Consider the following 13,367-nt stretch of genomic DNA (forward strand, 5'->3'; position numbering starts at 1 on the left):
ATAGAATGAAATTTTCAAAATTGGTAATTACTGGATTGGTAATGATGGTAGGTGTAAATACTTTTGCTCAGAAAAAAGCAGAAAAGTTTGAAAAATTGGAGATAGAAATGTTTCCTAAAGCGAAAGAAGGATACAAGCAGGTGTATATCCAGCTTCCTGTTGCCAAAAACGAACAAGACTTAAAAGTTGAGTTTTTTGTAGGTACTGAAAAGATGTTGGATTGTAACAACTATTTTCTGATGGGAAGTGTAAAATCTCAGGATCTGCAAGGCTGGGGATATAACTATTATGAAGTGGAATCCAATGGAGAGACAGCAGGAACATTAATGGCTTGTTTAGATAAGAAAATGACTAAGAAATTTGTTTATATTAAGCCTGAAATTACGAGATATAACAGTAAGTTACCTTTGGTATTCTATGTACCAAAAGACTTAGAAGTACGATACAGAGTACTGCGTCCTGATACTGCCATGAAAAAAGCAGTTCAAAGGTAATTGAAATACGAATAATCAATAAGCTCCCCACATTGTTGGGGAGTTTTTTTATTTAGCCATGAATGCACGAATGGTATTTTTGGTAATATATTTGTCATTGGCTTCGTCTAATCTTCGATTTCAGAATGGAGCTGAAACAGCGGAGTGAAGAATCTCATAGAGTATCAGGATCATCAAGAGATTTCTCCTATCGTCCTTTAGATTTGTAAATAGTTAAATTTATAGAATTAAAGAAGAGAAAAGTGTTTAAGTAAACTAACCCTGTCTTAGAGTAAAACTCATATTTCGATTAAGACTTAAACACTTTCTTATCACAATCTCAGATAGAAATTCGGGCTAATGACCCATTATCAAGGAGTTGAGTTAATGATAAGATCTCTTCTTATTAATATGCAAAAACAAATTTATGAAAAATGTAATTATTGGCATTGATGTGAGCAAGCTTACTCTCGATATTAGTGTACTTATTGATTCTACCTTTCAGTTTTTTACGATAGAAAACACGGTAAAAGCATTAAAAAAGTTTTTTAAAGAATTTAAAGAACACCAAGTGATGATAGCTATGGAGAATACTGGCCGTTATAATTATCACCTTTATGAAGTTTTACCCCTTTTTGAATTTAAGGTTTATGTTATTAATCCACTTCATATAAAGAGAAGTATAGGCCTGGTAAGAGGTAAGAATGACAAAATAGACAGTAAAAGAATCGCTTTATTCTTAGAAAAACACCATATTGATCTACGTATCTGGAGTCCTTGCAGTAAAACACTACAAAAAATCAAACTCTTAAATACTGAGAGAAGACTCCGTGTTAAAATAAGAGCAGCTTTACTCACCCAGTTAGCAGACCAGTCGCTTCTAAAAGGAATGCAGGATAAAGACCTTTTAAAACTCAATAAGGACTTCATTGCCTTATTAGACAAACAGATTTCATTCATTGAAGATAAAATCCTCTATCTTATTGAAAATGACGAAGTCTTGAAAGATCAATATCATCGAATTCAAACGATACCAGGTGTAGGCAAAGTTTTGGCTGCTAACATGCTTATTAAAACCAACGGCTTTACCGAGATACAATCTGCCAGAGAAATGTCCTGCTATGCTGGTGTAGCGCCATTTGAGTATCAATCTGGTACTTCATTGAAGTACAAATCAAAAGTATCCCCCCTGGCAGATAAGGAATTAAAAAAAATTCTTCATCTCGCTGCAATGAGCGCTATTCGGTTTAAAAATGATTTGGCTGTCTACTATCTAAGAAAAGTGTCAGAAGGTAAAAATAAAATGTCTGTTTTAAATGCGGTACGAAACAAAATTATACACCGAATTTATTCGTTAATTAAAAACAAAACTTTTTATCAAAATCAATTGGAAATGTCATAGAAATCGAAATGACAAAGCTAAAACAGAACGTGTGTCATTCAGAATGTAGCGAAGCGGAATGAAGGAATCTAAACATAGTACTTAAACGTAAATGGAAGCAGTGGGGTTTAAAATCTATTATTTTATTATCCCGCAGATTTCACAGATGGCGCAAATGTTTCTTGTCTGTGGCTAATCCAAATCTTTGTAGAGCCTTCGGTTTCTGAACACGGACGAAGCAGATTTTCATACGATAGTGTTGTAGAGAATGTTTTAAAGAGAGTTAATTATTTTAACCTGAATTGGAGTGTTGAAAGATTCGCTTATCTTTTATAAAGAGGATTTCATCGGAAATTTCTTTTACTTCATTTAGATTATGACTAATAATGAAAATTATTTTTTCTGATTTTAGTTTTTGTATTAAATCATAAATAAATTTTTTATTTCCCTGATCAAGAGAAGATGTAGGTTCATCCAATATCAACAATTGTGGATTGTGATACAATGCACGCATCCAACCTAATAATTGCTTTTGGCCTCCCGATAAATTAATTCCATCTTCTCCAGCTAATGTTAGAAATCCTTGAGATAGGGAGGTAATAAACCTGTCAAAACCGAGTGATAGCAATGCTTGTAGTTTTTGTTCATTGGCTTGCTGATCAAGAATAATATTTTCTAAAACGTTTGCATTGAACAATTGTACATTTTGCGGAACAATTCCTGTTAAGCTTCGCCAACTATTTATAGAAATATCTTGTGAATAACTATTTTTATTGATGATGATGTCCCCATTTTCAGGCAGATAATTTTTTTGTAAAATCTCTGCCAGTGTAGTTTTACCACTTCCGCTTTCTCCAAGAAGACAAGTGACATTTCCCTTCTGTAGAGAGAAGGATATTTGATTGAGCAATCTGCTTCTCCCATTAAACCTGAAATCAATATTTTTCAACTCGATAGATTGAATATCTGTAATTTCCAAACCATTTGTTTTTTCTTTTTCCAGTGAAGAATATTCAAACATTCTGTCAAAAGCAATTTGGGCTTCTTGTATGGGAATAATGACCAAAGCTAAATTAGTAATAGCAGAAAGCAAAGAGCTGGAAATGCCTAAAATAGCCATTAATTCACCCAGTTTAAGATGATTGTTTAAAACCTGATAAGAGGAAAAAGCAAGAATTAATAAAAGAAAAATAACTAAAGTTAGACCGGAATATAGTGAAATAGTTAGGTTAAGCTTTCCGAGTTCGAAAATTTTTGTTTGAAAAAAACCAAAAATAGTTTCATTTTTTTTAATGAATAGATCTTGTTTGGAAAACCCCTTGATTACTTCTATACCTCTGATACTATCTATATAATTAGCTTCATTAGCACTATAAGCCTGCATGACATTTCTTTGGCTCTCGATAATTTTCTTATTGAAACTGAAAATAAGATAGAAAATGAAAGGAGAAACAATAATACAAATTAAGGCAAGTTTCCAGGAATAGAAGAACAGAAAACCTATTGAGATTAAAATACCCAAAATATCAACGGCTGTATTGGTAATCAATTGTTTTATTACTGTTTGTATCCTTTGAGTATCATTGAGCCTTGCTACAAAATCTCCTGTTTTTCGACTATCAAAAAACAGTTTTGGAAGATAGAGCAGGGAAGAGTAAAATTTTTTATTAATTCTTTGATTAAATAATTTACTTTGTCTAATAATATAAAATTCCCTGAGGGCATGAATAAATACTTTTGCAAAAAGTAGAAATCCAAGAAATGAAATGCTTAATAATAAAACGGATATCTTTTTCTTTGGTAGAATATCATCAATTAATTTTTGTGAGAAAATTGACATGGACATTCCTAGTAAAGTAAAAATAAAGCCGAGAAGAATAATCGTAAAAATAGCTTCCTGATCTTCTTTAATCAAATTTTTTAACCATTTCTTTTTCTCCTTATCTGTTTGTTCTTTTTTCTGAAACTGACCATTAGGTTGCAGAGTAAGGCAGGTTTTAGATTGCCACACCTTTTCCAAATCATTTTCCGTCCAGTATTCTAGCCCTTTTGCAGGATCTCCGATAAGAAATTGATGATTTCCATCATGATTGTAAGAATAACATATAACATAATGTTCAAATTTTTGATCTATAATAGTATGTAAAATAACGGGCTTGCCGTGTTCTATGAGCGCATTAAGATCCGCTTCACATCCTTCTGCATCAAAACCGACTGAATGAGCACATTGATATAAGCCCAGAAGAGTAGTCCCCGTCTTATTGGTTCCACTTTTTTCACGTAAAGTTTCCATCGGAACATCTCCACCATAATACCTTACCAAAGACTGAAGGCATCCAATCCCGCAATCTTTTAGGTCTTTCTGAAGTGAGAAAGTCTTTTTTATACGTTTATTTTCTTTCATCAAAATTTTCCAATAGTTTGTCTAGTTTTATAGCCCCCGAATTTCTTTTAATTAATCGATTATTCTTATCATATACCAAAAAATAAGGAACAGAATTCATTCCTAGTTTTTGATAGAGTCTGGCCATTTCATCATGACACCAATGAATATTTGGCTCTTTATCCATATTATACTTTTGGGCAAATTGTTTGATGTCTTCCAGAGGTTCACTGGCAATCCAAATCCATTGAATATTTTGATAGTCGTGGTTGTTTTTTGATAATTCCTCAGCTTCTGCCTGACAGAAATGACAACTTGGGCTAAAATACACGATAATTTTAACCTGATCGTTAGCTAAGTTATATTGAGTAAAAGAATTGCCATCAATCGTTTGAAGATGAAATGTAGGAACATTCTTCAATGCGTCTATCTTTTCTTTCTTTTTTTGAAAGTTTACAAATAAATAAACTATTACTCCAATCAATAAAAACGGAAGAATAATAGCTGCTGTTTTTAAAAGTTTTCTATTTTTCATTTGTTTTTTCGGTAAAATACAACACAGCAGGTTTATATATCATTTTCCCAGTTTCTAAAACACTGTATGGTAAGCAATATCCATAATGATATCAAAAAAAGAGGGAATGGTTCATTATCATCTTTGATAGATGTAGAAACTTTATATATGATGTATCCTAATAATAGAGTACTTCCTGTAATATTCAGATACCATATTATTTTTCTTTTTCTTTTCATTCTAAAAATCTTTTCAGATTAATATTGTGCGTTAAGTATAAAAAATGAAACGACTGAAACCCAAAATAATAAGCCGATTCCATATGTGATCAACACTAGACCCAAAGATTTTGGAAAACCGATTTTCTTCTCTGAAAGTTCCCATATTCCCCAGGCAAGAATTCCCCAGTAAAAGAATTCAAAAAGGTTGACTAACTGTAAAGGGTAGGCGAGCCATTTTTCTATAGAGATAAATTCCCGAAGATTGATTAAAGAAATCGGATAATATGTTTGTAAAGTTTCGATTGTGTAGTCTGTATCTATCCAATAAAAGTTGACAAACTTATAGAACCCAGCGATGATAAATACAAATTCTGCTATCAAGGATAGAGAAACAAATTCTGAAAAATTTATATTGTCTAAACCGGGTAGATCTAAAAGCTTAATAAAATTAAGGCAGAAAGCAACCAGTAGAATCTTGATTCCTATAAAAAGAGGTGTTACAGCATAGCTCACCCACCACCATTTTTTCTGACTCTCCATATAATTTTGCACAATTTCATTAGGATAATCTTTCGCAAGGAAATCTACCATTTTTGAACTTGTAGTAATAAAATTCTTATCCAAATAGGTGAGTAGAAAATAGCATAGGATGATACTTATGAAAAGTATAAAATTTTTCATTTATTTTTTTTACTTTCATTTACGAAGTGCATAATAGATAGAACTAAAAACCCTATACCACTTATCCAGTTAGAAATCTTAATTGGTTTTTCTGATAATTGAAGAATAGCATTAACAATAGCAACTGCTAAAAAAATGTACTTTGTATATAATCTATTAATCATAATTTGTGATTTTTAATGAAAAATTTACGAGTTTGATTCTCTTTGATGAGGCGGAGTTTAAAACGAGACTGTAATAGTTAATATTACAGCCTCAACTTTAATTATAAAAAAAATGCTGTACAGGAAACTATTGCTATACCAACACCTATACCTGTTGCAGCTGTAGCTAATCCGTAGCCACACCCTACACCTGATAAGAAAGCACCCCAGCCTCCTTCTGCGTGCATGTTTTCCATTGAATCTAAATTTAATGTTTTCATTGTAAATAATAATTTGAAAGTTAATAATATAGGTTAAAATATACAGCTATATAAAAGAGCTGCTCCAGCCGCGGTTCCAATTCCTGAACCCGCCAAAGCTGTTCCTACTGCTATTCCTGCAAAGAATAGAGCAGTATTTTGATTGCACCAACCTTCTCCTTGTAAGTTTTCCATTTGTGAAATGTTTAGTTTTTTCATTTTTTTTGATTTAGAGTTAATAAATAATTTTGTTAATCCCTGGAAAGGGCTTGTCGATCAGATCAAAGTTTAATTGTATACTGCGCAGTTACAAAAAATAAACATTTGTGTTTTTCTCTGAAGCAAAGATGCATTTGTCTTTTTTTTCTCACAAACAAAGGATTCCAAAATTGATCAATCTTGGGATAATGAAACTCAAAATTGGTCAATTTTGGAATTCAATGAATGGATAATATGTTATTTGATCAGGAAAATAATAAAAATGTAGTATTATTGTGTGTTAAAAGCACATATGTCTAAATTTTTATTTCTTTTATTCTTATTTTGTACTGATTTATACTTTTCTCAGAGTGTAAATGAGTTCCGTATTCCAGATTCTTTAAAAAATAAAACTTTTGACCAGCTAGAGAAATCCTATGGTAAGGAGTTCCGGGTAGATCATAAAGCGATCCTTTACGCAAATACTTTTTTATCAAAAGCAAAAAATGAAAAAAATAATATAAAGCAAATAGATGGGTATTTTTTACTTTTTACCAAATCAAAAAAAAATATGCAATATGTTGATAGTATAAAAAATGTTATCAACAAGAGTAGCAATATAGATGATTTATCATATGGCACTTATAAAATTGGCAATATATATTATAACTCAAGTAGATATGACCAGGCTCTATCTTCTTACTTGCAGGCACTTGATTTTGCAAAAAAAAATAATAATAGAAAAAATATTGTACTAATTAGGAATGTCATTGGAAAAATAAAATATCTCACATACGATTATGAAGAAGCTTTAAAGATTTTCGAAGAGAATTATAATTATATAAGAAATGAAGAAGAAAAAGATCCTAATAATTACTTAGCTATTTTATATAGTTTGACAATTGCATATAATGCAGTAGGAAAACATGATTTAGCATATGAGTATGCGAATATAGGAAGGGCTAAATGTCTTGTATATAACAAGAAATATTATTTTAGGGCATTTGACCTTGCTTGTCATATTATTGAATATTATTTAAAAGATAATCAACAATCAATTAATGGATTAAAGAAAAATATTGACTATTTCAAAAAATATGATTCTACAAGCCTTGGAATGACATATATGTATCTATCCATGAATTTCCAGAAATTGGATAATAAGCGTGAATACTTTTATTATTTTAATAAAATGGATTCCATGCAAAAAAGAATAAGTTTCATAAGCCCGGATTTAATAGGATTATACAAGAACTCTTTAAAGTATTATGAAGAAGAAGGGAACAAAGAACAGCAGGTTTATTTGATCGATAGGCTTATAAAGCTAAACGATACTATTTATGCATCAAATTATAAATTTGCTAAAGAAATTCATCAAAAGTTTGATACTCCTGAGTTACTAGAGCAAAAAGAGAAGCTGATTTTAAACCTAGATAAACGAAATACAGTATTGTACTGGGGGTTGGGTGGGGGCTTGTTACTACTTTTCCTATTCATCTATTTGTATATTACTAATCAGAGAAAATTAAAATTGTATCGAATTCAGGCTCAAAAACTAATCGACTCGGATAATAAAAGTTTGTTAATTAATGAATTGGGTAACTCTGAGAAACTAGGCCCGGAAAGTCAAACTATTCAAATCAATGAGATGTTAAATGATGAAAAAGTCAATAAAGCTAAAAATCAAATTCCTGAAAATGTAAGAGAAGCTCTCATTCTAAAGTTACATGATTTTGAAGAACAAAAATTGTTTATCACTAATAATATTACACTATACTCGTTATCTAAGGATTTTGAAACCAATAGAGATTATTTGTCCAAAGTAATCAATGAAATAAAAGGTAAAAATTTTTCACAATATTTAAATGAATTGCGAATTAATTTTGCTATTACCGAACTAAAGGAAAATAAAAAATTAAGGTTAAAAAAGATAGCTGTTATTGCAGGTGATGCGGGCTTTAATAATGTGGAATCTTTTACAAAAGCATTTAAACAAATTACAGGTACTTTACCTTCTTATTATATAAAAATTTTGCAAGAAAATGATGTGTAGTTGAAAATCAATAAATTATTAATTTGGTTAATATGAGATTTATCAATTAAATGATATACTATAATAATTAGGTGCCAAATTAAAAAATTACATGAAAAAATAGAAGAAATCATATTAGGACAAGATATGTTATTACAAGAATTGAATAATAAATATTGGAAATTAAATTCGGGATTTTTAAGATGTAAGGAATAAAATAGTGCTTATATCTTTATTTTACATCAGATCTTAATAATGATATGAAATATATAATCACATTTTTGACTTTTTATAATCACATTTTATTTTCTCAAATTCAACCAATCCCGTTAACTGACGAATACTTTGGAAAAAAAATAATTGATGAATATCGTAATCTTGAAAATATAGAAAATTCATCTGTAATCAATTGGATGAAGGATCAAAGTGATTATGCCAGGGTTGTTTTACAAGCGATTCCCAATCGACAATACTTAATTGATAAGCTTGATGAGATGGATAATGAAAATGAATACTCGATCTCATATTTACAAATTACAGATAATGATCAATATTTTTATGTAAAAAGAAAGGTTAAAGAAAATATTCAAAAACTTTATGTTAGAAACGGATTTAATGGCAAAGAAGAATTGTTGTTTACTTCTGATGAGTATAAAAAAAATAATAAAGAATATGTTATTAATTATATAAAGCCTAATTATGACGGATCTAAAATTGTTGTTGCCCTGACGGAGGGAGGAAAAGAAATTGGAGAAATGGTGATTATTTATGTTGAAAAGAAAACCAAATTACCCTATATAGTTACGAATTGTTGGCCATCTGATGGTGGTGGAGTATCTTGGTTACCCGACAATAATAGTTTTATTTATCTTTATTATCCTGAAGTAGATAGTAATTCAGATCTGTTTTTAAAAAATATGGTTGCTGTACTATATAAAATTGGTAATGATCCAAATAAAATTTATCCGCTATTATCAAAGAAGAATAATCCAGAGTTGAATTTGAAGGCGGAGGATTTTCCTATGGTTTCTATCAATAAAAATAATTTGAATTATTTAGTAGGAAATATCGGAGGAGCTACCAATTTTACAGACACTTATTATGCTGATATTTCAGAATTAAATAATAAACATATAGGCTGGAAGTCACTGTATAGAAAAGAAGATAAAGTGGTTGATTATACAATGGTAAAAGACGATTTATATTTTGTGAGTGCTAAAGGGGTGAAAAATAATTTTGTTGCACGTACTTCAATAAAAAATCCAGATTTTTTACATCCTGAAATCATTATCAATGAAATAAAAGGAGAAGTGATTGAAACGATATATTCTACACACGATGGTTTATTTATTACGTCTACAAAAAATGGTGTAGAGGCTAAGTTATATTTTTATGGTTTGCAAAAAAAACTTCAGGAAATTGTTTTACCTGGTTCTGCAGGAAGTATCAATCTTGCAACGAAATCAAATAAGTATTCTGATGCTTGGGCTACTTTTTCAGGGTGGAATAGTGCTAATAAAACATATAAGTATAATGTCTCTGAAAATAAATTTATTCCTGAAAATATAAACTTGATTATAGAGTCTCCTGATTTTAAGGAAATTAAAGTTTTAGAGACAACAGTGAAATCTCATGAAGAAGAAGACATTCCTCTATCAATTATTTATAACAAAGAATTAAAATCGACGGAGAAGTTACCCTTGTTAGTTTTGGGATACGGATCATATGGTATTTCTTCTAATCCTGTTTATGCAAGAATCGCTTTATTATGGGTTGCAAAAGGAGGAATAGTGGCATATACTCATATAAGAGGAGGAGGAGAAAAAGGGGAAGAATGGCATTTGGGGGGATATAAAAAGACAAAGTCTAATTCCTGGAAGGATTTTATTTCCTGTATAGAATATATGCATGAAAAAGGGTATTCAACCCCGGATAAAACTGCTATTTGGGGTAGTAGCGCTGGAGGAATAGTAATGGGTAGAACTATGACAGAAAAACCGAATTTAATAAAAGCGGTAATTATAAACGCAGGATTCCTAAATACTATAAGAATGGAGTCTTCTCCAAATGGAGCAAACGGGATAAAAGAGTTTGGAACGGTTAAAAATAAAGATGAGTTTAACTATTTATATGAAATGGACTCTTACCATCATATAAAGAAAGGAATAAAGTATCCAGCAACCTTGATAACTGGAGGGTACAATGATCCGAGAGTACCAGTATGGATGTCAGCAAAGTTTGGAGCAAAATTGATGAGCGAGAATGCTTCAAAGAATCCTATTTTATTGAAAGTTGATTTTGATGGAGGTCATGGAAGAGATAAAACCAAGAAAAAGGCTTATGAGGATATAGCAGATATTTTCGCTTTTGCTTTCTGGCAGTTAGGCCACCCTGACTACCAGCCCCAGGAAAGTCTAAAAAAATAGAACATCATATTTCTTCTATCAATTTCTATAAATATGTTATCATGTTGTAAGAAATCCTTTAAATGATCAAATTAATATTTGTTATTATTCTAGTTTAGATCTAAGCTCCATTCACTATTGGAGAGTTTTTTTGTTTTAATGAAGGGGGTAATGAAAATAATATGCTTGGAATAATGGGGGGCAATACAACCGGAGGGGATACTGGAACACTTCCTACATCCAGATAAATGATAATATAATGAGTAAATTAAATTTAATTTTTTGTATTTGTATTTGTATTGGAATGATTAATGCTCAGAAGTATAATCTAGCACCCTCTAAATTAATAACTGACGAATACTTTGGAATTAAAATAGTCGATGAGTATAGAAATTTAGAAAATTTAAATGATCCCTCAACTATGAATTGGATGAAGGATCAGACAAAATATTCTTTATCCATTCTTCAAAACATTCCTAATAGGCAATATTATATTGATAAAAGATTAGAATTTGATAAAAGAAAATCATTTTCTGTATCTAATATTAATATTACAGAAAATGATTTTTACTTTTATTTAAAACAAAAGCCGCAAGAAAATACTGCAAGAGTATTTTTGAGAAAAGGATTTAATGGAATTGAAAAAGAGATTTTCAATCCCCAAAACTATAATCCCGAAAATAAAAAAAAATATCAAATTAATTATATTAAACCTAATTATGATGGTTCTAAAATCGCTATTGCCTTAACAGAAAGTGGTAAAGAAATTTCAGAAATGATAATTTATGATTTGATACAAGACAAATTACTTCCATATATTATTACAAATTGTTGGCCTGCTGATAGCGGAGGAATATCGTGGCTGCCAGATAATAATAGTTTTATTTATTTATATTATCCTGTTATTGATCCTAATTCAGCATTATTTTTAAGAAATATGGAATCTGTTCTATATAGAATAGGGGATAATCCTAAAAAGCTTAATGTTTTGTTATCCAAGAAGAATAACCCTGAATTAAAAATAAAATCTGAGGATTTTCCTCGTGTAAAACTCCTATCAAAAGACTCTAAATATTTATTTGGGTATGCATCTGGATCCACAAAATTTAAGGATACTTATTACATGAATATTAAGAATATTAATAAAAAAAAACAATGGAACTTTTTATTCAGCAAAGAGGATAAAATTACGGACTTTATAATTATAGATAATACTATTATCTATATTTCAGAAAAAAATGGAACTAATGCTATATATAGCACTTCATTAGAAAACCCTAATTTTAAAAATCCTAATATAGTAATCCCAAATATACGAAACGAAGTCATTAATGCTGTATACAAAATAAGGGATGGTTTTGTTTTCAATACTTCGAAGAATGGAGTAGAATCTAAATTATATTTATATAAAAACAAAAAAAGTGAACTGTTGATTTTACCATTTTTAGCAGGTGATGTCTCAGTTCTAACTCAGGATAATTATTCCAATGATTTTTGGATAAGTTGTAGTGGTTGGAAAAATGAAACAGAATGGTTTAAATATAATTCATTGACTGGCAAATTCGCTGCTGAAAATCTAGCACCTGTTATTGAATATCCAGAACTTAAAGATGTTGTTGTTGAAGAGATTACTGTGAAATCGTACGATGGATTAGATATTCCTCTTTCGTTGATTTACAATAAAAATATTAAAAAAAACAAGTCTAATCCTTTACTTGTGGATGCTTATGGTGCATATGCTTACAAGAATAGTCCATACTTTGCAAAGACCTATATGCTTTGGGCTTTACAAGGAGGTATTGTTGCAATAGCTCATGTAAGAGGTGGAGGTGAAAAAGGTGAGGAATGGTATAAAGGAGGATATAAAACTACAAAACCAAATTCTTGGAAAGACCTAATCTCTTGCGCTGAATATATGATTAAAGAAAATTATACATCATCTGAAAAGATAGCGATTTGGGGAGCAAGTGCAGGCGGGATTACTATTGGTAGGGCTATGACTGAAAGACCTGACTTATTTAAAGTGGCGATTATTGATGCTGGTATTGTAAACTCATCAAGAATGGAGTTTACTCCAAATGGTTTAAATAGTGCAAAGGAATTTGGTTCTTTAGGTATTGAATCGGAGTTCAAAGCATTATTAGAAATGGATGCTTATCAACATCTTAAAAAAGGAGAAAAATATCCCACAACTTTAGTCACTTCTGGTATTAACGACCCCAGAGTACCTCCATGGATGCCAACAAAATTTGCAGCAAAATTACTAGCTTATAATATCTCAGAAAATCCCAATCTTTTAAAGATTGATTATGAAGGAGGGCATGGAGGAGATATTCCTGTTGCACAAATATACGATAATTTAGCTGATGCGTTTGCTTTTGCTTTCTGGCAGTTAGGCCACCCTGACTACCAGCCCCAAGAAAGTTTAAAATAATAGAATGTGATATTTCTTCTATTAATCTATGGATCTATGGACCATATTATTTTATAAAATGATCAAATTAATATTGATTTTTATTCTCTAGTTAGATACTAAGCTCCCCACATTGTTGGGGAGTTTTTTTATTTAGTTTGGCAATCTCCTATCGTCGAAATGACAGAGTATATAAAAGCATACAAATAAGCTTTTTATTCCATGGAAATTTTCTCAAATAAAAAATATTTTCGATTTAAACT

Annotated in this window: 11 protein-coding genes; 5 read left to right on the forward strand and 6 right to left on the reverse strand. The window is 30.4% G+C overall.

Annotated features, from left to right (window positions below):
* The first annotated feature begins 5 nt into the window (after positions 1–5).
* Positions 6–494 carry an ecotin gene (locus CJF12_RS01640; protein ID WP_034685979.1) on the forward strand — a complete coding sequence of 163 codons (489 nt, stop codon included), beginning with the start codon at positions 6–8 and terminating at the stop codon, positions 492–494.
* A gap of 406 nt (positions 495–900) precedes the next feature.
* A complete protein-coding gene (locus CJF12_RS01645) occupies positions 901–1,875 on the forward strand; it encodes an IS110 family RNA-guided transposase (protein WP_051887338.1) in 975 nt (324 codons plus the stop codon).
* Between the two features lie 271 nt (positions 1,876–2,146).
* Here the strand turns inward: CJF12_RS01645 and CJF12_RS01650 are convergent, their stop codons facing one another.
* From CJF12_RS01650 to CJF12_RS19825, 6 genes are all read right to left on the reverse strand, one after another.
* Positions 2,147–4,258, reverse strand: a complete 2,112-nt coding sequence (locus CJF12_RS01650) for a peptidase domain-containing ABC transporter (protein ID WP_034685980.1) — start codon at positions 4,256–4,258, stop codon at positions 2,147–2,149.
* Positions 4,245–4,772, reverse strand: coding sequence for a TlpA family protein disulfide reductase (locus tag CJF12_RS01655; protein ID WP_034685982.1), 528 nt, complete (start codon positions 4,770–4,772; stop codon positions 4,245–4,247). The genes CJF12_RS01650 and CJF12_RS01655 overlap by 14 nt, the downstream gene beginning before the upstream one ends.
* Before the next feature lie 32 nt (positions 4,773–4,804).
* A complete protein-coding gene (locus CJF12_RS19820; protein WP_131329558.1) occupies positions 4,805–4,990 on the reverse strand; it encodes a hypothetical protein in 186 nt (61 codons plus the stop codon).
* 18 nt (positions 4,991–5,008) lie between these two features.
* Positions 5,009–5,653 (reverse strand): hypothetical protein, encoded by a 645-nt coding sequence (locus tag CJF12_RS01660; protein WP_131329559.1) that lies wholly within the window; start codon positions 5,651–5,653, stop codon positions 5,009–5,011.
* A gap of 265 nt (positions 5,654–5,918) precedes the next feature.
* Positions 5,919–6,053 carry a hypothetical protein gene (locus tag CJF12_RS20325; protein WP_262483420.1) on the reverse strand — a complete coding sequence of 45 codons (135 nt, stop codon included), beginning with the start codon at positions 6,051–6,053 and terminating at the stop codon, positions 5,919–5,921.
* A 57-nt stretch (positions 6,054–6,110) separates the two neighbouring features.
* Positions 6,111–6,275 (reverse strand): hypothetical protein, encoded by a 165-nt coding sequence (locus CJF12_RS19825; protein WP_157759833.1) that lies wholly within the window; start codon positions 6,273–6,275, stop codon positions 6,111–6,113.
* A gap of 292 nt (positions 6,276–6,567) precedes the next feature.
* Between CJF12_RS19825 and CJF12_RS01665 the strand changes: the two genes are divergently transcribed.
* The 3 genes from CJF12_RS01665 (at position 6,568) to CJF12_RS01675 (ending at position 13,125) form a co-directional block, all read left to right on the forward strand.
* Positions 6,568–8,307, forward strand: a complete 1,740-nt coding sequence (locus tag CJF12_RS01665; protein WP_034685984.1) for a helix-turn-helix domain-containing protein — start codon at positions 6,568–6,570, stop codon at positions 8,305–8,307.
* A gap of 239 nt (positions 8,308–8,546) precedes the next feature.
* On the forward strand, positions 8,547–10,712 hold the full coding sequence (locus tag CJF12_RS01670) for a prolyl oligopeptidase family serine peptidase (protein WP_034685986.1): 2,166 nt from the start codon (positions 8,547–8,549) through the stop codon (positions 10,710–10,712).
* A gap of 238 nt (positions 10,713–10,950) precedes the next feature.
* Positions 10,951–13,125 carry a prolyl oligopeptidase family serine peptidase gene (locus CJF12_RS01675; RefSeq protein WP_034685987.1) on the forward strand — a complete coding sequence of 725 codons (2,175 nt, stop codon included), beginning with the start codon at positions 10,951–10,953 and terminating at the stop codon, positions 13,123–13,125.
* Positions 13,126–13,367: the final 242 nt, after the last annotated feature.

It is taken from the genome of Chryseobacterium piperi (assembly GCF_002285635.2).
GTDB lineage: Bacteria > Bacteroidota > Bacteroidia > Flavobacteriales > Weeksellaceae > Chryseobacterium > Chryseobacterium piperi.